The 20,477-nt window shown below is 65.6% G+C and carries 23 protein-coding genes; 16 read left to right on the top strand and 7 right to left on the bottom strand.

Annotated features, from left to right (window positions below; all coding sequences use genetic code 11):
• Positions 1-70: 70 nt before the first annotated feature.
• Both ACIGJB_RS26030 and ACIGJB_RS26025 read right to left on the bottom strand, forming a co-directional pair.
• Positions 71-1,063 carry a Bug family tripartite tricarboxylate transporter substrate binding protein gene (locus ACIGJB_RS26030; protein WP_483732858.1) on the bottom strand — a complete coding sequence of 331 codons (993 nt, stop codon included), beginning with the start codon at positions 1,061-1,063 and terminating at the stop codon, positions 71-73.
• Positions 1,064-1,205: 142 nt separating this feature from the next.
• Complete coding sequence (locus ACIGJB_RS26025) at positions 1,206-2,300, bottom strand: porin (RefSeq protein ID WP_483732857.1); 1,095 nt, start codon at positions 2,298-2,300, stop codon at positions 1,206-1,208.
• A 504-nt stretch (positions 2,301-2,804) separates the two neighbouring features.
• Between ACIGJB_RS26025 and ACIGJB_RS26020 the strand changes: the two genes are divergently transcribed.
• The 14 genes from ACIGJB_RS26020 (at position 2,805) to ACIGJB_RS25955 (ending at position 16,421) form a co-directional block, all read left to right on the top strand.
• A complete protein-coding gene (locus tag ACIGJB_RS26020; protein WP_483732856.1) occupies positions 2,805-3,695 on the top strand; it encodes an alpha/beta fold hydrolase in 891 nt (296 codons plus the stop codon).
• Positions 3,696-3,906: 211 nt separating this feature from the next.
• Positions 3,907-4,212 (top strand): recombinase-like helix-turn-helix domain-containing protein, encoded by a 306-nt coding sequence (locus ACIGJB_RS26015; RefSeq protein ID WP_483732855.1) that lies wholly within the window; start codon positions 3,907-3,909, stop codon positions 4,210-4,212.
• 44 nt (positions 4,213-4,256) lie between these two features.
• Positions 4,257-5,321 carry an aromatic ring-hydroxylating dioxygenase subunit alpha gene (locus ACIGJB_RS26010; RefSeq protein WP_483732854.1) on the top strand — a complete coding sequence of 355 codons (1,065 nt, stop codon included), beginning with the start codon at positions 4,257-4,259 and terminating at the stop codon, positions 5,319-5,321.
• Positions 5,314-6,084, top strand: coding sequence for an SDR family oxidoreductase (locus ACIGJB_RS26005; RefSeq protein ID WP_483732853.1), 771 nt, complete (start codon positions 5,314-5,316; stop codon positions 6,082-6,084). The genes ACIGJB_RS26010 and ACIGJB_RS26005 overlap by 8 nt, the downstream gene beginning before the upstream one ends.
• Before the next feature lie 40 nt (positions 6,085-6,124).
• A complete protein-coding gene (locus tag ACIGJB_RS26000; protein WP_483732852.1) occupies positions 6,125-6,661 on the top strand; it encodes a cupin domain-containing protein in 537 nt (178 codons plus the stop codon).
• Positions 6,662-6,707: 46 nt separating this feature from the next.
• A complete protein-coding gene (locus ACIGJB_RS25995; protein WP_483732851.1) occupies positions 6,708-7,562 on the top strand; it encodes an IclR family transcriptional regulator in 855 nt (284 codons plus the stop codon).
• Between the two features lie 5 nt (positions 7,563-7,567).
• Positions 7,568-8,371, top strand: a complete 804-nt coding sequence (locus tag ACIGJB_RS25990; RefSeq protein ID WP_483732850.1) for an SDR family oxidoreductase — start codon at positions 7,568-7,570, stop codon at positions 8,369-8,371.
• Positions 8,364-10,070, top strand: a complete 1,707-nt coding sequence (locus tag ACIGJB_RS25985) for a thiamine pyrophosphate-binding protein (RefSeq protein ID WP_483732849.1) — start codon at positions 8,364-8,366, stop codon at positions 10,068-10,070. The genes ACIGJB_RS25990 and ACIGJB_RS25985 overlap by 8 nt, the downstream gene beginning before the upstream one ends.
• 12 nt (positions 10,071-10,082) lie before the next feature.
• Entirely contained in the window at positions 10,083-10,883 is an 801-nt protein-coding gene (locus tag ACIGJB_RS25980) for an aspartate dehydrogenase (protein WP_483732848.1), read from the top strand.
• Positions 10,884-10,924: 41 nt separating this feature from the next.
• Positions 10,925-12,400, top strand: a complete 1,476-nt coding sequence (locus ACIGJB_RS25975) for an aldehyde dehydrogenase (RefSeq protein ID WP_483732847.1) — start codon at positions 10,925-10,927, stop codon at positions 12,398-12,400.
• Between the two features lie 22 nt (positions 12,401-12,422).
• A complete protein-coding gene (locus ACIGJB_RS25970) occupies positions 12,423-13,391 on the top strand; it encodes a VOC family protein (RefSeq protein ID WP_483732846.1) in 969 nt (322 codons plus the stop codon).
• A 31-nt stretch (positions 13,392-13,422) separates the two neighbouring features.
• On the top strand, positions 13,423-14,379 hold the full coding sequence (locus tag ACIGJB_RS25965) for a PDR/VanB family oxidoreductase (RefSeq protein WP_483732845.1): 957 nt from the start codon (positions 13,423-13,425) through the stop codon (positions 14,377-14,379).
• Between the two features lie 170 nt (positions 14,380-14,549).
• Positions 14,550-15,986, top strand: coding sequence for an MFS transporter (locus tag ACIGJB_RS25960; protein ID WP_483734665.1), 1,437 nt, complete (start codon positions 14,550-14,552; stop codon positions 15,984-15,986).
• A 93-nt stretch (positions 15,987-16,079) separates the two neighbouring features.
• Positions 16,080-16,421 (top strand): zinc ribbon domain-containing protein YjdM, encoded by a 342-nt coding sequence (locus ACIGJB_RS25955; RefSeq protein WP_483732844.1) that lies wholly within the window; start codon positions 16,080-16,082, stop codon positions 16,419-16,421.
• Positions 16,422-16,433: 12 nt separating this feature from the next.
• On the opposite strand, the gene ACIGJB_RS25950 is transcribed toward ACIGJB_RS25955, so the two are convergent.
• Positions 16,434-16,859: an SgcJ/EcaC family oxidoreductase gene (locus ACIGJB_RS25950; protein WP_483732843.1), complete on the bottom strand. Its 426-nt coding sequence runs from the start codon at positions 16,857-16,859 to the stop codon at positions 16,434-16,436.
• Positions 16,860-16,874: 15 nt separating this feature from the next.
• The gene (locus ACIGJB_RS25945; RefSeq protein WP_483732842.1) at positions 16,875-17,387 is read right to left on the bottom strand and encodes a lipocalin-like domain-containing protein; all 513 of its coding nucleotides are present in this window, start codon (positions 17,385-17,387) and stop codon (positions 16,875-16,877) included.
• A gap of 291 nt (positions 17,388-17,678) precedes the next feature.
• Between ACIGJB_RS25945 and ACIGJB_RS25940 the strand changes: the two genes are divergently transcribed.
• Together ACIGJB_RS25940 and ACIGJB_RS25935 are read left to right on the top strand one after the other, a co-directional pair.
• Complete coding sequence (locus ACIGJB_RS25940; protein ID WP_483732841.1) at positions 17,679-17,960, top strand: type II toxin-antitoxin system Phd/YefM family antitoxin; 282 nt, start codon at positions 17,679-17,681, stop codon at positions 17,958-17,960.
• Positions 17,957-18,277 carry a type II toxin-antitoxin system RelE/ParE family toxin gene (locus ACIGJB_RS25935; protein ID WP_483732840.1) on the top strand — a complete coding sequence of 107 codons (321 nt, stop codon included), beginning with the start codon at positions 17,957-17,959 and terminating at the stop codon, positions 18,275-18,277. The genes ACIGJB_RS25940 and ACIGJB_RS25935 overlap by 4 nt, the downstream gene beginning before the upstream one ends.
• Positions 18,278-18,378: 101 nt before the next feature.
• Here ACIGJB_RS25935 and ACIGJB_RS25930 read toward each other — a convergent pair whose 3' ends face one another.
• The 3 genes from ACIGJB_RS25930 to ACIGJB_RS25920 are packed head-to-tail and all read right to left on the bottom strand — an operon-like array spanning position 18,379 to position 20,440.
• Positions 18,379-19,671 carry a TRAP transporter large permease gene (locus ACIGJB_RS25930; RefSeq protein ID WP_483732839.1) on the bottom strand — a complete coding sequence of 431 codons (1,293 nt, stop codon included), beginning with the start codon at positions 19,669-19,671 and terminating at the stop codon, positions 18,379-18,381.
• A complete protein-coding gene (locus tag ACIGJB_RS25925; protein ID WP_483732838.1) occupies positions 19,668-20,228 on the bottom strand; it encodes a TRAP transporter small permease in 561 nt (186 codons plus the stop codon). Before ACIGJB_RS25925 ends, ACIGJB_RS25930 begins: the two co-directional genes overlap by 4 nt.
• Positions 20,225-20,440: a hypothetical protein gene (locus ACIGJB_RS25920; protein ID WP_483732837.1), complete on the bottom strand. Its 216-nt coding sequence runs from the start codon at positions 20,438-20,440 to the stop codon at positions 20,225-20,227. The genes ACIGJB_RS25925 and ACIGJB_RS25920 overlap by 4 nt, the downstream gene beginning before the upstream one ends.
• Positions 20,441-20,477: the final 37 nt, after the last annotated feature.

Here is a 20,477-nt window from a genome sequence, read left to right as displayed (position 1 = left end):
ACCAGCAAGAAGGGCCCGGTTCCGCGAGGAACCGGGCCCTTCGATTTTCTCCGCGCGATCGCGGTGCGTGTCAGTCGGCCTGGATATTGAATTCCTTGACGATCTTCGTATAGCGCGCCGTGTCGGCGGTCAGCAACTGCTGCAGCACCGCAGGCTCGCCGCCCTTCGGGGTGACGGCGATGGTGGCCATGCGCGCCACCACGTCGGGCATCTTCAGGATCTCGTTGACGTGCCCGTTGAGCGTGCGCACGAGTTCCGGCGACATGCCCTTCGGCCCCAGCAGCGCCTGCCAGGCGCCGATCTCCACGTCCTTGTAGCCCTGCTCGGCCAGCGTCGGGACATTGGGGGCGAACGGCGAACGCTTCTGGTCGGCCACCCCGATCGGGACCAGGGTGCCGTTGCCGACATACTGGGCCACCGCGCCATAGGTGACGAAGGTCACCGGCACCTGCCCGCCGAGCACGTCGACGATGGCCGGCGCCAGGCCGCGGTACGGCACCTGGTTGATCTTCACGCCGGCGGACTTGTTGAACAGCTCGCCCATGATGTGCATCGGCGAGCCATTGCCCGGCGTGGCATAGGTTTCCACCTTGCCTGCCTTGACCCGCGCGACCAGGTCGCTGACCTTGGTGATGCCGGTGCCCTTGTTCACCACCACGAACAGCGACTGCGTGCCGATCTGCGAGATCGGCGTGAAATCGCGCTGCACGTCGTAGCTGGCGCCGGTGCCAGGCTTCAGCACCAGCGGCGCGATGGCAACCGTGTTTGGCGCCAGCAGCAGCGTGTAGCCGTCCGGGTTGGCGCGCGACACGTAGGCGCTGCCGATGGTGCCGGCTGCGCCGGTGCGGTTCTCGACCACCACCGATTGCTTCAGCCGCGGCGCCAGCTTCTCGGCGAACAGGCGGGCCAGCACGTCGACGTCGCCGCCGGCCGGGTAGGCGACCACGATGGTGACCGGCTTGTTGGGATAGGCGCCCTGCGCCAGGGCGGTGCCGCTGGCGAACAGGGCGGCGGTGCCGGCGGCGATGGCGGTGGCAATGACTTTGCGGCGTGCAGACTTCATGGTGGACCTCTGGAAACTGGGGTCCGGCGCATCGGGCATGCGCGCGGACGATGGCAAGTGAGTGCTTCAGGTCAGCCGCGCGGCGTGCTGGCGCAGGGGCCAGCGCGGTCGCCGCACGGACTGTGTCGTGCCAACGCGGTGCTTAGAAGATGTGCTTGATGCCCAGCATGGTGCCGAACTGGTTGGCGCCCGGCTTCGGGTTGGAGCCCGGCGAGCCGCCGCTGACCGACGCGGCCAGCTGGCCGCCGTTGTCGATAAAGCCGGCGGTCGCATACACCGAGGTGCGCTTGCTGAACGAATACGTGCCGCGCACCGCGTACAGCCAGGCCTTGTTGTCGCTGCCGTGGTAGTTCAGGTAGTAGACCTGGCCGGCCAGGTTGACCGCGGGCGTGATGTCGTAGGACGCGCCGGCGTAGTACAGGTCGCTGATGCGGGTCGCGCTGCCTTCGTTGTCGCGGCGCAGCCAGCCGGCGCCGAGCTTGGTGCGCGCCAGGATCATGTAGCCGCCCACCGACAGGCGGTCGTCGGTCAGGTTGCTGTTGGTCAGGCCGGCGAACGCGCCCGGGCCGCCGCGCTGCGAGTCATACGCGGTATGCACGCCCCACCAGTTGGTCGCGTACTGGATCATGGCGGACCACTCGCGGCAGGCCTTCTTGTCGGCCGCGTTTTCGCCGGCGCAGTTGGTGCCGCCCGGGCTCGGGCCGGCATTGACTGCGTCACGGCCGAAGCTGTACGTCGCGCCAACCGTCACGCCGCCGAAGGTGCCCTTGTACGAGACCGAGTTATCGGCGCGCGTGTTGGGCAGGTAGCTGTCCAGCGAACCCGAGCCGTAGACGTTGGGGCCCAGGATATCGCTGTCGAGCGTGGCCCAGAACAGCATGGTGTACTGGCGGCCGAACGAAAGCTGGCCATACTGGTTCGACAGGCCCACCAGCGCCTGGCGGCCGAACAGGCGGCCGCCCTGGTTACTACTGCCCGTGTCGGGCGCGAAGCCCGACTCCAGCACGAAGAGGCTCTTCAGGCCGCCGCCGAGATCCTCGCTGCCACGCAGGCCCCACCGCGAGGGGACGGTCGCGGTGTTGTTGGGCACGCGCGTCAGGCCATAGCCATTGGCGCCGACATTGTTGACATACTCGACGCCGGTATCGACCACGCCATACAGCGTGACCGACTGCGCCGAGGCCAGCAGGGGGGAGGCTGCGAGCAGGCCTGCTGCAGCGATTCGTGCAAGTTTCATCTACCGTTTCCTTCCTTGTTCCGTCTTCTAATCGTTCTGGCTCGTCTGTCCTGGGGCCGGATGCTGCAAATCTCTAAAAAATGCGTTTTCAGCCGCTTTAACGTTTCATATATAAAACATCAAACAACCTAAGAAACGTTGAACGAAATATAGCCGGGCTTTTTCGTGGTAGTGAGGAGGGTTATCCCTAAGAGGCCTTTGTGCGACGCGACCGCCAGGCCGAAGACGGCACACGAGCGCGTGGTCGCGCGTGGGCTGGATGACGGCCGGGATGTCGATCGGCTTCCGACAACAGCGACTGCATGCGGACCAGCAAGGCACGCCAGTCAAGCCTTTGCAGGCCGGGCCCGCCATTAACCGCTTGCGAAACTTCAGTCGCAACGCATGCATCGGACCGGCTCCGCCATATTGGTCGGATCAAAGACCTGTCGTTAACCCTGATCCTCATGCGGCAGACCAGCTTCTATAGTCATAAGGTTTCATTTGCAAACGTTGGTTTTATATATGGAACAAAATGACTATGAAGATTCGTGCTCCGAGGTCCAGGGCATGCTGGACGCGCTAGACAGCGGGTTTGCGGAGCGCGTCGCGCAGGTCGGTGATGGCGCGCAGGTCGCCTATCGGAGCGGCGGTAGCGCGGGGCCGGTGATCGTGCTGCTGCACGGCATCAGTTCCGGGGCGGCCTCATGGCTGCCGTGCGCCAGCCTGCTGGCCGCGCACGCGCGCGTGTTCGCATGGGATGCCCCGGGCTATGGCGATTCGTCACCGCTGGCGCAGTCGGCGCCGAAGGCGTCGGACTATGCGGCGCGCCTGCGGGAATGGCTGCGGGCGCTGAACGTGCGCCCCGACCTGATCGTTGGCCATTCGCTAGGCGCGTTGATGGCGGCGGCCTATGTGGCCGGCGCGGATGATGGCGGGCTGCCCGCGCAATTGCTGCTGCTGAGCGTGGCGCAGGGCTACGGCGGGCCGGGCAAGGAAGACAAGGCGCGCGAAGTGGCGCGGCAGCGGCTGGATGCGCTCGCGTCGCTGGGCGTGGAAGGTCTAGCCGAGCGAGGACCCGCGCGGCTGCTGAGCGAATCCGCCGACGACGGCGCGCAAGCCTGGGTGCGATGGAACATGCGGCGCCTGCGTCCGGATGGCTATCGCCAGGCGGTGGCCATGCTGTGCGGGGACGATATCGATGCCTACCTGGCAAAGCGTCCGACATCCGTGCCCGTGCAGATTGGCTGCGGCAGCCGGGACATCGTCACTACGCCGGTGGCCTGCGGCATGCTGGCGGAGCGCTTCAGTCTGCCATTCGCGCCGGTGCCCGATGCCGGCCACGCCTGCTACATCGACCAGGCTTCCGCCACAGCCTGCCTTATTCGCGGCGCGCTGCCAGCGGCTGTCCGCTAGCCCCTTCCCTGACCGGGGCGACGCCCCGGCAGCACTTTCCGCATTTCGCGGGTTAACCCCAGTCTTTTTTTGAACAATCGTTGTCTATAGTCGTACCTGTGTTCAATATCTAAACCAGTGTTTCATTAGTAAAACAAAACGCAGAGCGACCTGAAACAGGCCGCAGTGTGATGAAACCGGTCCCATGCAGGCAGAAATGGAGCAAAGCGCAATGGATAGCCTCTCGTACAACCCCAACCTGGTCCCCTGGGAGCGTCCGGCCCCGAACAACGTCGCGGGCAAGGGCCGCATCGAGCAGCCGGGCAAGGTGGCCAACATCGTCTGGCAGACCCGCGCCGACGCGCCTTCGGCCTACGAGAACGCACTGGGCGACGCGCTGGAAGCCGCGTTCGAAGGCGGCGCGCAATCGCCCGCCGACATCGTGCGCGCCTTCAATGCCACCAGCTTCCTGTGCCTGGACGGACAGGCCTGGACCGAAGAGCGCTTCCTGGCCGAAATGCGCCGGCTGGGCGCCTGAGCGCCGCCAGCCCGACCGACAAGCCCAGAGCCCGAGAGACAAAGATGGAATCGAACAAGCAAGCCCGCGCCGAAGCCCGCCTGAACAGCGGCCTGCGCAACTACTGGTACCCGGTCACCGCCTCGTGGGCGGTGACGCATGCCCCTATCGGTATCACCCGCCTGAGCCAGAACATCGTGCTGTGGCGCGACAACGCCGGCCAGGTCCACGCGCTGGAAGACCGCTGCCCGCACCGTGGCGCCCGCCTGTCGATGGGCTGGAACCTGGGCGACCGCGTCGCCTGCTGGTACCACGGCGTTGAAGTCGGCGGCGACGGCCAGGTCAAGAGCGTGCCGGCCGTGGACAGCTGCCCGCTGGAAGGCCGCACCTGCGTGCGCAGCTACCCGGTGCAGGAACAGGCCGGCGCGATCTTCCTGTGGTTCGGCGACCACGCCCCGCAAGAGGGCGAGGGCAGCCCCGACGTGCTGCGCCTGCCCGAAGAGCTGGTCAGCGACGAACACAGCAACTTCCTGTGCGTGGCGCACTGGGACTGCAACTACCGCTACGCCATCGACAACGTCATGGACCCGATGCACGGCGCCTACCTGCACGCCGTGTCGCACTCGATGGCCTGCGGCGAGAAGTCGGCCACGATGCAGATCCGCGAAACCGACCACGGCCTGATCTTCGAGAAGGTCGGCCAGCGCGGCGTCAACTTCGACTGGGTCGAATTCGGCGAGACCGGCACGCTGTGGCTGCGCCTGGCCATTCCGTACCGCGACAAGGTCGGCCCCGGCGGCCCGTTCGGCATCGTCGGCATGGCCACGCCGGTCGACGAAGACCACTGCATGGTGTTCTTCTGGCGCACCCGCCACGTGCAGGGCTGGCAGCGCGATGTCTGGCGCTTCCTGTACCGCAACCGCCTGGAGCAGCTGCACTGGGACGTGCTCGAGCAGGATCGCGTGGTGCTCGAATCGATGGCGCCGCAGGCGCGCGACCATGAAATGCTGTACCAGCACGATGCCGGCATTACGCGTGTGCGCCGTCTGCTGAAGCGCCGCGCCGACCAGGAAATCGCCGACGAGCCGGTCGCCATGCTGAAACCCGCGGGGGTGGCCAGCCATGGCTGATACGCAGAACAGCAAGCTGCTGGCCGGGCGCAAGGTGCTGGTCACCGGCGCGGCGCGCGGACTGGGCCTGGCCTTCGTCAAGTCGCTGGCCGAAGCCGGTGCCACGGTCGCCATGGCCGACATCCTGGCCGAACGCCTGCAGCAGGAAGCCGAAGCGCTGCGCGCACGTGGCTTCAAGGTGGTGGCGGTGCCGGTCGACCTGTCCGACCCGGCATCGATCCAGGCTTGCGCCGACGCCGCGATCCAGGGCCTGGGCGGTCTGGACGGCCTGGTCAACAACGCCGCCGTGACGGATTCCGGCGGCCGTGACGCCAGCGCCATCGACATCGCCACCTGGGACCGCGTGATGAACGTCAACGTGCGCGGCACCTGGCTGATGACCACCGCCTGCCTGCCGGCGCTGAAGGCCAGCGGCCGCGGCGCGGTCATCAACCTGGCCTCCGACACGCCGCTGTGGGGCGCGCCCAACCTGCTGGCCTACGTGGCGAGCAAGAGCGCGATCATCGGCATGACCCGCTCGCTGGCACGCGAACTGGGCCGCGACCAGATCACCGTCAACGCGGTGGCGCCGGGCCTGACGCTGGTGGAAGCCACCGAATACGTGCCCCAGCACCGGCACGACCTGTATCGCGAGCAGCGCGCCATCCAGCGCGAGCAATTGCCCGACGATGTCTGCGGCGCGGTGCTGTTCGCGCTGTCCGATCTTGCCCGCTTCGTGACCGGCCAGACGCTGGCGGTCAATGGCGGCTTTGTCATGCACTGATCCACTGATCCACCGATCAACTGAAACCGAAGGAATCCAGATGAGCGACCTGTCTCAACCAGCCAACATCAAGCGTTCGTGGGAACAACCGGAAGACGCTTCGTTCGACCAGTGGATGGAAAGCCGCGTGGCGCGCTTCTCCACGCGCAAGTACGACTGGGACGCGCTGAAGTTCCAGGCCGACTACGACCCGAAGTACCGCCGTGCGCAGATGCGCTACCTCGGCACCGGTGGCACCGGCGTGGCCGCTGACACCAACACCGTGCCGTCGGAGCACTTCACGTTCTCGACCATGATCATCCCGGCCGGCCATGAAGGCCCGTCGCACATCCACACCGACGTGGAAGAGGTGTTCTTCGTCATGCGCGGCAAGATCAAGCTGATCCTGGAAAAGGACGGCGAGCGCTTCGAGACCATCCTGACCGACCGCGACCTGGTCTCGGTGCCGCCCGGCGTGTACCGCGAGGAAATCAACATCGGCGATGAAGACGCGCTGATGTGCGTGATGCTGGGCGCCCAGAAGCCCATCACGCCGACGTACCCGCCCGAGCACCCGCTGTCGAAGATCAAGCGCTGATGCGCGCGCCCGCCCGCACGCCGCGCCATCAACAGGTACCCAGGCCATGACCGCACTGCAATCCGCCGCCACGCAGAACGCTGCCGAGTTCCCGGACAAGTACATCGTCCCGGGCCTTGAGCGCGGCCTGCGCCTGCTCGGCGAGTTCAACAGCAAGGACCGCGCGATCTCGGCGGCCGAGCTGGCGCGGCGCCTGCAGGTGCCGCGCTCGACGGTGTTCCGCCTGCTGACCACGCTCGAGATGCTCGGCTTTGTCGAGCGCGCCGAGGGCGGCCGGGACTTCCGCCTGGGCATGGCCGTGCTGCGGCTGGGCTTCGAATACCTGGCGTCGCTGGAGCTGACCGAACTGGGCCGCCCGCTGCTGGAGCGCCTGCGCGACGAGATCGGTTATCCGTCCAACCTGGTGGTGCGCGACGGCCGCTCGATCGTGTACGTGGCCAAGGCGGTATCGCCGCGCCCGTTCGCGAGCACGGTGAATGTCGGCACGCGGCTGCCCGCGCATGCCACGGTGCTGGGCCGCGTGCTGCTCGAAGACCTGTCGCTCGACGAGCTGCGCGCGCTCTACCCGGAGCCTCGGCTCGAAGCGTTCTCCGAGCGCACGCCGGCCAGCGTGGAAGCGCTGTACGAACTGGTGCAGCACGACCGCGAGCGCGGCTATGTGCTGCACGAGGGCTTCTTCGAATCGAGCATCTCCACCATCGCGGCGCCGGTGCGCGACCGCACCCGCAAGGTGGTGGCGGCGCTGGGCGCGACCATCCCGGCCGCGCACATCGATCCGGCGCAGCTGGACTCGATGGTGGAAAAAGTCAGGGAAACCGCGGGCGAGCTGTCGCGCCTGCTGGACTACCGGCCGTCGCCGAAAGGCACAGGCGGCAAGGTCGTGAATCTGTATCGGGAGTGAGGACAATGTCCATGATTGAACTCGACGGCAAGGTTGCCGTCGTCACAGGCGGGTCCTCCGGCATCGGGCTGGCGACCGTCGAACTGCTGCTCGAAGCGGGCGCCGCCGTGGCCATCTGCGGCCGCGACGAAAGCCGCCTGCGCAGCGCCGAAGCGAAGCTGCGCGAGACGTTCCCCGGCTGCCGGCTCTATGCCGCCACCTGTGACGTGCTCAAGCCCGAACAGGTCGCAGCGTTTGCCGCCAACGTGCAAGGCACGCTCGGCAACGTCGACATGCTGGTCAACAACGCCGGCCAGGGCCGCGTCTCGACCTTCGCGAACACGGAAGATGCGGCGTGGATGGAAGAGCTGCAGCTCAAGTTCTTCTCCGTGATTCACCCGACGCGCGCGTTCCTGCCGCAGCTCGAACAATCGGGGCAGGGCGCCGTGGTCTGCGTCAACTCGCTGCTCGCGCAGCAGCCCGAGCCGCACATGGTTGCCACGTCCGCCGCGCGTGCCGGCGTGCTGAACCTGGTGCGCTCGATGGCCACCGAATTCGCGCCCAAGGGCGTGCGCGTCAACGGCATCCTGATCGGGCTGGTCGAATCCGGCCAGTGGCGCCGCCGCTTCGATGCGCGCCCCGAAGAAGACAAGCACCTGGACTGGGCCGCGTGGACCGCGTGCCTGGCCCAGCAGAAACATATTCCCCTCGGCCGCCTGGGCCTGCCTGTCGAGGCAGCCCGCGCCATCCTGTTCCTTGCCTCGCCGTTGTCTTCGTACACCACGGGCAGCCATATCGATATCTCCGGAGGACACTCCCGTCATGCCTAATCAACAACAGTACGAACAACAGCAAGTCACCGTCGGCTGCGCCATCACGGCGTTCCTCGAGCAGTGCGGCGTCAAGGCTGCCTTTGGCGTGATCTCGATCCACAACATGCCGATCCTCGACGCCATGGGCGAGCGCGGCAACATCCGCTTCGTGCCGGCACGCGGCGAAGCGGGCGGCACCAATATGGCCGACGCCTGCGCCCGCACCACGGGTGGCCTGGGCGTGTGCCTGACCAGCACCGGCACCGCCGCCGGCAATGCCGCAGGCGCCATGGTCGAAGCCCTGACCGCTGGCACGCCGATGCTGCACATCACCGGCCAGATCGAAACCCCGTACCTGGACCAGAGCCTCGCGTACATCCACGAGGCCCCGGACCAGCTCACCATGCTGAAGGCCGTGTCGAAGGCCGCGTTCCGCGTGCGCAGCGCCGACACCGCGATCAGCACGATCAAGCTGGCCGTGCAGACCGCGCTGACGGCCCCGACCGGCCCGGTCAGCGTGGAGATTCCCATCGACATCCAGGCCGCGCTGATCGACATGCCGGCCGACCTCAAGCCGCTGCCGGTGCCGCAGCACCAGCCCTCGGCGCACGCGCTCGACGCACTGGCCGAGCGCCTGGCCAGGGCCAAGCGTCCGATGCTGTGGCTCGGCGGCGGCGCACGCCACGCCAGCAAGCAGGTCAAGCGCCTGCTCGACCTCGGCTTCGGCGTGGTCACCAGCACGCAGGGCCGCGGCATTGTCGCGGAAGACGATCCGCGTTCGCTCGGCGCGTACAACCTGCACAAGCCGGTGGAGCAGTTCTATCAAAGCTGCGACGCGATGCTGGTGGTCGGCTCGCGCCTGCGCGGCAATGAAACGCTGAAGTACGAACTGAAGCTGCCGCGTCCGCTGCTGCGCATCGATGCCGATCCGGCCTCCGAAGGCCGCTGCTACCAGAGCGACTACTTTGTCAGCGGCGACTCCGCGCTGGCGCTGGACGCACTGGCCGATCGCCTGGAGGGCCGCATGCAGATCGATCCGGCCTTCGCCGGTGACCTGCGCCGCGCCCACGACACCGCCGTGAACGCGCTGATCGACGGCCTCGGCCCGTACTCGGCACTGGTGCAGGCACTGCAGCAGTCCGTGGGCCGCAACTTCAACTGGGTGCGCGACGTGACCGTGTCGAACAGCACCTGGGGCAACCGTCACCTGCAGATTTTCGACTCGCGTGCCGGCGTGCATGCGCTGGGCGGCGGTATCGGCCAGGGCCTCGCGATGGGTATCGGCGCAGCGGTGGGCGCGGCCGCAACGGCTTCGGGCAAGAAGACCTTCATGCTGGCTGGCGATGGCGGCTTCATCCTGAATTTGGGCGAACTGGCCACGGCCGTGCAGGAGCGCGCCGACATGGTGATCGTGCTGATGAACGACAAGGGCTATGGCGTGATCAAGAACATCCAGGACGCGCAGTACGGCGGCCGCCGCCACTATGTCGACCTGCATACGCCCGACTATGCGCAGCTGTGCCAGTCGCTGTCGCTGCGCCATCGCCGCGTCAGCAGCCTGGACGAAGTTGGCGCCGCGCTGCAGGAAGCGACGGCCGAGGCAGGTCCGTTCATGCTGGAGATCGACATGCTGTCGATCGGCAGCTTCAAGACCGTGTTCGCCGGCCCGCCGGTGAACAAGCAGGCGCCGATGGCCGCGCCCGCCACGACCGCCTGAAGGGAGATATCCATGCTGCATGTGTCCATGGTGGGATGCGGCGCGATCGGCCGCGGCGTGCTGGAACTGCTGAAGGCGGATCCGGATGTTGCGTTCGACGTGGTGATCGTGCCGGAAGGCCAGATGGCCGAGGCCCGCGACGCGCTGTCGGCGCTGGCGCCCAACGTCCGCGTGGCGACGTGCCTCGACGGCCAGCGCCCCGACCTGCTGGTCGAGTGCGCGGGCCACCAGGCGCTCGAAGAGCACATCATCCCGGCGCTGGAGCGTGGCATCCCGTGCATGGTGGTGTCGGTCGGCGCGCTGTCGGAGCCGGGGCTGGTCGAGCGGCTGGAAGCGGCAGCCCGTCGTGGCAACACGCAGGTGCAACTGCTGTCCGGCGCGATCGGCGCGATCGACGCGCTGGCCGCGGCCCGCGTGGGCGGCCTCGACGAGGTCATCTACACCGGCCGCAAGCCGGCGCGCGCCTGGACCGGCACGCCGGCCGCCGAGCTGTTCGACCTCGACGCGCTGACAGAGACCACGGTGATCTTCGAAGGCACCGCGCGCGACGCGGCGCGGCTGTATCCGAAGAACGCCAATGTGGCGGCCACGGTATCGTTGGCCGGCCTCGGGCTGGATCGGACTTCGGTGCGATTGCTGGCCGACCCGAACGCCGTCGAGAACGTCCACCACGTGGAAGCGCGCGGCGCGTTCGGCGGTTTCGAGCTGACCATGCGCGGCAAGCCGCTCGCGGCCAATCCCAAGACTTCGGCGCTGACGGTGTTCAGCGTGGTGCGCGCACTGGGCAACCGGGCGCACGCGGTATCGATCTAGCAGGCAGCGGCCGGCCCCCACAGACCAAGCAGGCAACGACAATGAAGACGCAAGAAGTACTCCCCATCTGTATCGCAGGCGAATGGCGCCTGGGGACCGGCGACCGCTACGCGACGCGCTATCCGGCCACCGGTGAAGTGGTGGCCGAACTCAACGCCGCCAGCCTGGCGGATGTCGAAGAAGCCGTGCAGGGCGCGCAGCGCGCGTTCGAGACCAGCGGCTGGGCCCGCCGCAAGCCGCATGAGCGCGCCGCCGTGCTGTACCGCGTGGCCGAACTGATCCGCGCGCAATCCGAGCCGCTCGCGCAGTGCCAGCGCCTGGACAACGGCAAGCCCATCAGCGAAACGCGCGCGCTGGTCGCAAGCGCCGCGAGCACGTTCCAATTCTTCGCCGCCGCCTGCGAAACGCTGGAAGAGCAGATCACGCCGCAGCGCGGTGACTGCCTGACCATGAGCGTGTACGAGCCCATGGGCGTGGTGGCCGCGATCACGCCGTGGAACTCGCCGATCGCCAGCGAAGCGCAGAAGATGGCGCCCGCGCTGGCCGCCGGCAACGCCGTGGTGGTCAAGCCCGCCGAAGTGACGCCGCTGATGGCGCTGGAACTGGCGCGCATCTGCGAAGAAGCTGGCGTGCCCAAGGGCCTGATCAGCGTGCTGCCGGGCAAGGGCTCGGTGATCGGCGACGCCATCACCAAGCATCCGCTGGTGCGCCGCGTGTCGTTCACGGGCGGCACCACCACCGGCAAGCACATCGCGCATATCGCCGCCGACAAGATGATGCCGGTGTCGCTCGAACTGGGTGGCAAGTCGCCGACCATGGTGTTCGATGACGCCGACCTGGACCACGCGGTGAACGGCGTGCTGTACGGCATCTTCAGCTCGTCGGGCGAATCGTGCATCGCGGGTTCGCGACTGTTCGTGGCGCGCTCGCAGTACGAGCCCTTCATCGAGCGCCTGGCTGCCGGTGCCGCGCACCTGCGCGTGGGCGACCCGGCAGATGAACGCACCCAGATGGGTCCGCTGATCACCGACCGCCACCGTGATTCGATCGAGTCCTATGTCGCCATGGGCGTGCAGGACGGCGGCCAGCTGCGCACTGGCGGCCTGCGCCCGGAGGTGGCCGGACTGCCCAACGGCTACTTCTACACGCCGACCATCATCGAAGGCCTGGACAACCAGGCCCGCATCGCCCAGGAAGAAATCTTCGGGCCGGTGCTCGTGGCCATCCCGTTCGATGACGAGGACGACCTGATCGAGCAGGCCAACGACAGCGTCTACGCGCTGGCGGCCGGCATCTGGACGCGCGACTACAAACGCGCCTGGCGCGTGGCCCGTGCCGTGCAAGCCGGCAATGTGTGGATCAACACCTACAAGCAGTTTTCCATCTCCGCGCCGTTCGGCGGCTGGCGTGACAGCGGCCTCGGTCGCGAGAAGGGAAGGCTGGGCATCCTGCAGTACATGGAGCAGAAGAGTGTGTACTGGGGCCTGAACGAACAACCGCTGCCGTGGGCCAACTGAGCCCGGCACGCAGGAGAGAACCATGATCAAGGTATTGGGAATCGACGAAATCGTCTACGGCGCGGATGACTTTGACGCCTGCCGCGGCTTTTTCGGCGACTGGGGCCTGACCATCAAGCGCGACGACGCGCAGGGCCTCGATTTCGAAACGCTCAACGGCTGCCGCGTGCTGGTGCGCCGCATCGACGACGCCACGCTGCCGCCCGCCATCGAGGCCGGCCCGACGCTGCGCGAAGTGGTCTGGGGCGTGGACAACGAAGCTTCGCTGGCTGGCATCCGCGATCGCATCGGCAGCGAGCCGACGTTCGTATCGCTGGAGAACGGCGCACGCATCGGCTGCACCGATCCGAACGGCCTCGCCGTGCGCTTTCAAGTCACGCGCAAGCATGATGTGCAGGTCGAATGCGCGCTGATGAACACGTGGAACGACAAGCCGCGCCTGAACCAGCGCAGCCCGATCTACGAACGCGCCATCCCCATCGAAGTGGGCCATGTCGTGTTCTTCGTCAAGGACGTGAAGGCCACCGAGCGCTTCTACGTCGAGAAGTTCGGTTTCGTGCCGTCCGACCGCTACCCGGACCGCGGCGCCTTCCTGCGCTGCGCGGCCGAGGGCGGCCACCACGACCTGTTCCTGCTGCAACTGCCGGAACCGAAGGCCGGCATCAACCACGTGGCGTTCACCGTGCGCGACCTGCACGAAGTCTTTGGCGGCGGCATGCACATGTCGCGCAAGGGCTGGGACACGCAGCTCGGCCCGGGCCGCCACCCGATCTCGTCGGCCTACTTCTGGTACTTCAAGAATCCGGCCGGCGGCCTGATCGAGTACTACGCCGATGAAGACCAGCTCGACGAACACTGGGAACCGCGTGCGTTCGAGCCCGGCCCGACCATGTTCGCCGAGTGGGCGATTGAAGGCGGCATCGACGGCAACACGCGCCGCCAGAAGAACGCCGGCGGCCCGGCAGGCAAGTTCCTGACCGAGAAGCGCTGAGCGCGAACGTTAGAGATACGAAGGAAGAGACATGAGTGCCCACAAGACCCTGACGATGCGAGTCCAGGCCATGCGCTATGAAGCGCGCGGCATTGTCAGCCTCGAGCTGCAAGATCCCGACGGAGCCGCGTTGCCCGAATACGGTCCGGGCGCCCATATCGACCTGCACCTCGGCAACGGCCTGGTGCGCAGCTACTCGCTGTGCGGCGCGCCGGAAGTGCGTGACCGCTACACCGTAGGCGTGCTGCTCGATCGCAACAGCCGTGGCGGTTCGCGCTTTGTGCACGAGCAGCTGCGCGTGGGTGCGACGCTGACCATCGGCGCGCCGCGCAACAACTTCGAACTCGATGAAAGCGCCGCGCATACGGTGCTGGTGGCCGGCGGCATCGGCGTCACGCCGATCGTCTGCATGGCGCGCCGGCTGGCCGAACTGGGCCGTCCGTTCACGCTGGTGTACTGCGCGCGCACGCGTGCCGAGGCGGCCTTCATCGAGTCGCTGTCGGCCTATGGCGACGCGGTCCGTTTCCACTTCGACGATGAAGCGGGCGCACCGCCGGACCTGAAGGAGATGCTGGCCGGGCAGGATGCGCAGACGCATCTCTACTGCTGCGGCCCTGGCCCGATGCTCAATGCGTTCGAAGCCGCGTGCGAGGCGCATGGCTATCCGAACGTCCATATCGAGCGCTTCGCCGCCGATCCGTCGACCGAGGCCGTGCAGGAAGGCGAGTACGTGGTCCAGCTATCGCGCACGGGTTCGCTGGTCAAGGTGCCGTCGGGCAAGTCGCTGCTCGATGCCTTGCTCGATGCCGGTCTCGATGTCGAGCACAGCTGCCGCGAAGGCGTGTGCGGGTCTTGCGAGACCGCCGTGCTGGAAGGCTGTCCCGACCACCGCGACAGCGTGCTCAGCAACAGCGAACGCGCGTCCAACAAGACCATGATGGTCTGCGTGTCCGGCTGCAAGGGCAGCCGGCTGGTGCTGGACCTGTAGGTCCGCATCCGACGGCGGGGCCTACGGGTCTCGCTGGCGCTTCACCGTGCGCCTGCGAGCGCAAACGAAGCCCTTCGTGTCGTGGCGCGAGGGCTGACTGCCCCCGAAAGCATTAGAAGAGAAGCACCGTGTTGATACAGAGACAAGACACCGCGTCCCCCGGCGCGCAGATGGCGGCCAGCGCCAGCATCGTGACCGCGGCCGAAGGGGCCGCCGGCATCGCCGACAGCCGCAGCGCCAGCGCTGTGGGCGACACAGGCGGGATCACACGGGGCAACATCATCGCCCGTATCGAGCGCATGCCGGGCAATGCCATGCATATCCGCGCGCGTTTGCTGATCGGCCTGGCGACGTTCTTCGACGGCTTCGATGTCATCGCCATCGCCGCCACGCTGCCGCTGCTGATCGCCAAGTGGTCGCTCACGCCGGGCCAGATCGGCTTCCTGATCGCGGCGCCGTCGGTGGGCCAGCTCGTCGGCGCGCTGGTGTTCCCGGCGCTGGCGGAACGCTTCGGCCGGCTGCGCTCGATCGGCTGGAGCGCAGGCATCATCGGCCTGATGAGCATTGCGTGCGGCTTCGCGCCGTCGTTCGAGATCTTCGCGTTGCTGCGCATCGTGCAGGGGCTGGGCCTTGGCGGCGAACTGCCCGTGGCGGCCACTTACATCAACGAAGTCACGCGCGCGCATGGCCGTGGCCGCTTCGTGCTGCTGTACGAGGTGGTGTTCCCGATCGGGCTGATGGTTTCCAACGGCGTGGGCGCCTGGCTGGTGCCGCACTACGGCTGGGAAGTGATGTACTTCCTGGGCGGCGTGCCGCTGGTGCTGTTCTTCATCCTGCGCCGCGTGATTCCCGAATCGCCGCGCTGGCTGGCGGAGAAGGGCCGCATGGCCGAGGCCGACAGCGCGCTGCGCGCGTTCGAAGCGCGTGCCCGTACGCCGCTGCCGCCGCCCGGTGACACCAGCGCCTTTGACAACATGGCGCACCATCCGCGCCGCCGTGTTCGCGACCTGGTCAGCAAGGCCTATATCGGCCGCACGCTGGCGGTGTGGATGCTGTGGGCAACTTGCGGGTTCATCCAGTATGGGCTGTCGACCTGGCTGCCCACCATCTACAAGACCGTGTATCACGCACCGCTGCAACTTGCGTTGAATCTTGCTGCGGGAGCCTCGGTGCTCGGTGTGGTCGGCTCGCTGGTGTGCGCGATGATTGTCGACAAGGTTGGCCGCAAGCCTGTGATCAACGTGTCTTTCCTGCTGTGCGCGTTGTCGCTGGTGCTGGCCGGTGTATTCCATGCTTCGTCGGTCTATGTCGTGGCTACCCTCTGTGCGTTCTCGATGGGATTTCTCGCTTGCGGCTTCATCACGGCTTACGTCTATACGCCGGAGTTGTACCCGACCAGCGTGCGCGCGATGGGCTGCGGGCTTGGCGGTGCGTGGCTCAAGCTGGCGGCTATCTTCGCGCCGGGGCTGATCGCCAGCACCATCGGCAGCGGCGACCTCAGCAGTGCCTTCCTTGCGCTGGCCGCGGTGCCGTTCCTGGCGGCGATTACCGTGCACTTCCTTGGCATCGAGACCAAGGGGCAGGTGCTGGAAGAACTGGAGGTTTGAGTTGCAAGGCGATTAGCCGGGTATCCGCTCGACCTGGAAGGGCCGGGCAGGGCGATATACTCCCGGCTTTCGCCACGACCACCCGAATTACCCATGAGCACCTTTCCCGCCTGCCCGAAATGCCATTCCGAATTCACCTATGAGGACGGCAGTCTGTATATATGCCCGGAATGCGCGCATGAATGGTCGGCGCAGGCACCGGCGGCAACCGAAGCGGAAGTCAGGGTTTATCGCGATTCAGCGGGCAATGTCTTGCAGGATGGCGATACCGTCACGGTCATCAAGGATCTCAAGCTGAAGGGATCGGCCGGTGTGATCAAGATGGGCACCAAGGTAAAGGGCATCCGGCTGGTCGACGGCGACCACGATATCGATTGCAAGATCGATGGCTTTGGCGCCATGAGCCTGAAGTCGGAGTTTGTCCGGAAGGTGTAACGACGCTTCGTATCACAGACCCCGGCGGTCTCTCAAGACAGCTTCTCCCGTCCGGGGATTCGTCAGGGTGACATTCTCGAGCGCCTTGATCCGCCACGCCCCGGCCTGCTGCGTCAGCACGGCAAGAATCAGCGTGTCGACGGCATGCGGGCCCGCCGGATGCGCGGCACCAGCGGCGAGTCGGCTCCAGAAGTGGACGACTGCCGCGTCATCGTGGAGGGCGACCACGTCGATCAGCGCGTTCTCGAGCGTGGAATCGCTGTAAATGGTTGCGTGAATCGGCGCATGCATCTGGACAATTGCTGCGACGCCTCGCACGTAGTGCCCGAACCGGTTCACGAACGTTGCATCATCATGGAACAGGGCGCCAAGGGCCTCCATGTCATGGCTGTTCCAGGCGGTCTGGAATGCGAAGGGTGCGTCTTCGGGTTGTCTCATCTGCAGATGCTAGGTTTATTTGGCCCGCTTTAGCACGACCTCTCCCGAACCGCCTCCCGAGGCGGCAGGCGTGGTCCACCTGAGTTGATCTCCCGAGAGAACAAAGGGCCTGCGCTGCTCAACTCCATTCCAGTTCGGGAATGTGCTCGCGTCGATGTGAAAGGTGATGGTTTTGTCAGCTTCGTTGATGACGTACGTGCCGAAGTGGGCGATGGAACCTTGTCCCATGGCGCGATACTCGTCCGCACTGCCTTTCATTCGATCGTTGGAACCATACTTTGGCAAGTCGCTGCGTGAATTCACCAGCGCGTAGTGGCCATGACCGTCAAAGATCACAAGACCCTGGGGGTTGGGCCCGTACATTGGCGTGCGGCTGCCATCGGGGCGGACCGTGTCGACCGAGACATAGGTCCATGCGCCGGCCAGTTGCTGATCCAGTGACGGTTGGCCCGATGCAAGGCCCGATTGAAGCAGAAGGCCCAGAAGCGCCAATCGCGGAATGGTGGTGAGGATGTGGACGGGTTTCACGGACCTTCTCCTTTCGCAAAGCGGGCTGTGACGATAAATATAGTAGGCAGGAAAGAGAGGCTATGGCTTAACAAAGGCCGCACCCCGACCAACTCGCAGGCCTTCGTGTCTCTGGGGGGGCATCTCTTCGCCTTTTGAATTAAAAAAGCCGACGCAACCGGCAAGGCTTGTCGGCTTCTGACGTATCGCATATCTGTGCGTGATTAACAGCGCACTCCTGCTTCCTTGCGCTGGACGCAGACTGAATTCAGGTCTATATTCAGACCGTTAGTCTCAAGCTTGGGAGCGGATATGAAACCGAGTCAGGTCAAGCCCATCAGCTACCTGAAAAGCCACGCAGCAGAAATCATCCGGGACATCACCGAGAGCGGCGAGCCCATGCTGATCACACAGAACGGCGAGGCAAAGGTAGTCGTGCAGGATGCCCAATCCTATGAGGACATGCAACAGACGATGGCCCTTCTGAAGATTCTGGCGATGGGTCAGAACGACATCGAGACGGGCAACTTCACCCCGACAGACGAAGTGTTTGCCGACCTGGAGCGCATGGACAAGGAAGAAGGGATCGAATGAAGTCTGTAATTCTCGGGCCTGCGAAGTCCGACTTGCAAGACTTGCGACGGTACATCATTAATAAGTTTGGCAACAAGACCTGGCTTGAGACCAGAAACAAGATTCAACAATCAATCAAGCAGGTAGATGATTTTCCACTGAAGGGCAGCAACCCACCAGAGTTGATAGATTTCCAGCCGACGAAATACTATCAAGTCATCAGCGGCGTGAACCGAATCATCTACCAGATTGCCAACGACACCATTTACATACACGTCATAAGCGACACTAGGCGAGACCTTAAAGCAATACTCGCAAAACGGCTCCTGAGAACGTAGGAGCTAAGAAGTTCTCATTTGCCTGTCCTGTCCCCATGCCTCGGAACGCGATGCAGCTACAGGATCCTTTCCTCGGCTTGGTAAAAAAATGGCGGCACCGATTAACGCATCAATCCCACTAACCCGAGAGCGATGCCGGGCACGAGGATAACGAGCACCAGCGCGATCACATTAGCGGCCAGGAAAGGGATAGTCCCCCGGAAAATGGTGCTGATCGACAGCTCCGGAAGCATGGTCCTGACCATGAAGATATTCATGCCGACCGGCGGATGGATCATGCCAATCTCCATCATCATCGCCACATAGATCCCGAACCAGATCATGTTCGCGCCGAGCGGCTGCACGATCGCGGCGAACACGGGGATGGTCAGCAGCATCATGGCCAGTGCCTCCATCAGCGAGCCGAGGACGATGTAGATGCCGGTGATCACCACGATGACGCCGAGCAGCGGCAGGTGCATCGACTGGATCCAGTCGACCAGTGTTCCCGTCAGGCCGGAAAGCGTGATGAAGTTCGCGAAGACCATGCCGCCAAACGCGATCGAGAAGATCATGGCCGTGGTCTTGCCGGCTTCCACCAGGGATTCGAGCAGCGTGGCGAAGGTCAGCTTGCGGCGGATGCCGGCGAACACCAGCGCGCCCGTTGCACCGATGCTGGAGGCCTCGGTTGCCGTGAAGATGCCGCTGTACAGGCCTCCGACCACCAGCAGGAACAGCACCAGGACGCCCCAGATCTTGCCCGCCTTGCGAAAGCGCGTGGACCACGACGCGCGGTCTCCGGGCGGCCCCTTGCTTGGATCGCGCCGGACCGTCCACCAGATCGACAGCAGGAAGAGTGTGCCGAGCAGCAGGCCAGGCCCGATCCCTGCGATGAAGAGCTTGCCGATATCCTGGTCGGTCAATACACCGTAGATCAGCAGCGGAAAGCTCGGGGGGATCAGCGCGCCGAGCGTGCCGCCGGAACTGACGCATCCCGCGGCCAGGCTGTCCGCGTAGCGGTGCCGGCGCATCGGCGGCATTGCCACCTTCGTCATCTTGGCGGCCGTGGCGATCGAGCTGCCCGACATGGAGGCGAAGCCCGCGCAGGCGAGTACCGTCGCGTGCGCCAGGCCGCCACGCAGGTGACCGATCCATGCATTGGCCGCGTCGTACAGTTCTTCGGCCAGATCGGCCTTGTAGATGAACGTGCCCATCAGGATGAACATCGGCAGGACCGACAGGTTCTCGTTGGCCGCAAGGTCGGCGATGGTCATGCCAGCCATCGCCAGGGCCGGTTCGAGGCCGCGTATCAGGGCGAAGAACCCTACCCCCACGCTCAGCATGGAGAAGCCGAGCGGCACACCCGCGAAGGCGAACAGCAGGACGGTGAGAAAGCCTAGCAGTGCGAGCGTCATGATGCCTCCCGGTGAAGCGGAAACGACCGAAGATGTTGCAGGGCCAGCAGGAGCAGGACCAGCAGCGTGACCGCCGACAGTGCGCTCATGAAATAGCTCAGCGGCGAGAGCGGCCATTCGAGCACGGTGGTGGTGATCTGGTTCTCGGCGAGATCCGCGCCGTCGGCGGCCAGTTGCAGCGACATGATCGCCACCGCCGTGATGCTCACCAGCAGGACGAATGCCTGCTGCAGCCATGTGGCCAGCTCGCCGAGCTTGTCCTGCAGGATGTTCACGGTGATGTGCTGGCGGCTCAGCGTGACCAGGGGGAATGCGGAGAAGATCAGGATGGCCATCGCGAAGCGCACCATCTCGGCGGCGCCTCGGATCGGCGCGGCAAGCCAGTAGCGCATGAAGACGTCGCCGAACGTCAGCATCATGATGAAGCACAGCGCCAGGGCCACGATGCCACCCAGTGCGCGTTGCAGCCAGCGGGCTGCCCAGCCGAGCTGGGGCGCCGAGCCGGCCGAGCCCATTTCCGCGACGGTCGCGGTCGCGGCGGAGTCATGGAGTTTCATTGGGCCTCCTTGAGCGCCTGCTCTCGATAGAAACGAAGGGCACCCTCGCCATCCACGTTGCGGCGGGCCGCGGCGGCGAGCCACTGCGCCTGCATCGGCCTGGCGAGATCGCCCAGCTCGGCCAGGAAGGCGGAAGGTGGCGTGACAAGCTTCAGTCCGCCTGCGACGGCGTCGGCACGTGCCTGGGCGTTCGCCTGGTCGATGACACGCATGCGCCGCGCGAACGCTTCTCCCGACAAGGCGCTGATC

This window comes from Cupriavidus sp. C2SS-8b (assembly GCF_057073745.1).
Note: the sequence above shows the minus strand (reverse complement) of the source record. Positions and strands in the feature narration are given on the sequence as shown.

Excerpts from the sequence above, each read along its gene's own strand:
- ACIGJB_RS26030 (WP_483732858.1), bottom strand. The coding sequence starts at position 1,063 with ATGAAGTCTGCACGCCGCAAAGTCATTGCCACCGCCATCGCCGCCGGC.
- ACIGJB_RS26025 (WP_483732857.1), bottom strand. The coding sequence starts at position 2,300 with ATGAAACTTGCACGAATCGCTGCAGCAGGCCTGCTCGCAGCCTCCCCC.
- ACIGJB_RS26020 (WP_483732856.1), top strand. The coding sequence starts at position 2,805 with ATGGAACAAAATGACTATGAAGATTCGTGCTCCGAGGTCCAGGGCATG.
- ACIGJB_RS26015 (WP_483732855.1), top strand. The coding sequence starts at position 3,907 with ATGGATAGCCTCTCGTACAACCCCAACCTGGTCCCCTGGGAGCGTCCG.
- ACIGJB_RS26010 (WP_483732854.1), top strand. The coding sequence starts at position 4,257 with ATGGAATCGAACAAGCAAGCCCGCGCCGAAGCCCGCCTGAACAGCGGC.
- ACIGJB_RS26005 (WP_483732853.1), top strand. The coding sequence starts at position 5,314 with ATGGCTGATACGCAGAACAGCAAGCTGCTGGCCGGGCGCAAGGTGCTG.
- ACIGJB_RS26000 (WP_483732852.1), top strand. The coding sequence starts at position 6,125 with ATGAGCGACCTGTCTCAACCAGCCAACATCAAGCGTTCGTGGGAACAA.
- ACIGJB_RS25995 (WP_483732851.1), top strand. The coding sequence starts at position 6,708 with ATGACCGCACTGCAATCCGCCGCCACGCAGAACGCTGCCGAGTTCCCG.
- ACIGJB_RS25990 (WP_483732850.1), top strand. The coding sequence starts at position 7,568 with ATGTCCATGATTGAACTCGACGGCAAGGTTGCCGTCGTCACAGGCGGG.
- ACIGJB_RS25985 (WP_483732849.1), top strand. The coding sequence starts at position 8,364 with ATGCCTAATCAACAACAGTACGAACAACAGCAAGTCACCGTCGGCTGC.
- ACIGJB_RS25980 (WP_483732848.1), top strand. The coding sequence starts at position 10,083 with ATGCTGCATGTGTCCATGGTGGGATGCGGCGCGATCGGCCGCGGCGTG.
- ACIGJB_RS25975 (WP_483732847.1), top strand. The coding sequence starts at position 10,925 with ATGAAGACGCAAGAAGTACTCCCCATCTGTATCGCAGGCGAATGGCGC.
- ACIGJB_RS25970 (WP_483732846.1), top strand. The coding sequence starts at position 12,423 with ATGATCAAGGTATTGGGAATCGACGAAATCGTCTACGGCGCGGATGAC.
- ACIGJB_RS25965 (WP_483732845.1), top strand. The coding sequence starts at position 13,423 with ATGAGTGCCCACAAGACCCTGACGATGCGAGTCCAGGCCATGCGCTAT.
- ACIGJB_RS25960 (WP_483734665.1), top strand. The coding sequence starts at position 14,550 with ATGGCGGCCAGCGCCAGCATCGTGACCGCGGCCGAAGGGGCCGCCGGC.
- ACIGJB_RS25955 (WP_483732844.1), top strand. The coding sequence starts at position 16,080 with ATGAGCACCTTTCCCGCCTGCCCGAAATGCCATTCCGAATTCACCTAT.
- ACIGJB_RS25950 (WP_483732843.1), bottom strand. The coding sequence starts at position 16,859 with ATGAGACAACCCGAAGACGCACCCTTCGCATTCCAGACCGCCTGGAAC.
- ACIGJB_RS25940 (WP_483732841.1), top strand. The coding sequence starts at position 17,679 with ATGAAACCGAGTCAGGTCAAGCCCATCAGCTACCTGAAAAGCCACGCA.
- ACIGJB_RS25935 (WP_483732840.1), top strand. The coding sequence starts at position 17,957 with ATGAAGTCTGTAATTCTCGGGCCTGCGAAGTCCGACTTGCAAGACTTG.
- ACIGJB_RS25930 (WP_483732839.1), bottom strand. The coding sequence starts at position 19,671 with ATGACGCTCGCACTGCTAGGCTTTCTCACCGTCCTGCTGTTCGCCTTC.
- ACIGJB_RS25925 (WP_483732838.1), bottom strand. The coding sequence starts at position 20,228 with ATGAAACTCCATGACTCCGCCGCGACCGCGACCGTCGCGGAAATGGGC.
- ACIGJB_RS25920 (WP_483732837.1), bottom strand. The coding sequence starts at position 20,440 with ATGCGTGTCATCGACCAGGCGAACGCCCAGGCACGTGCCGACGCCGTC.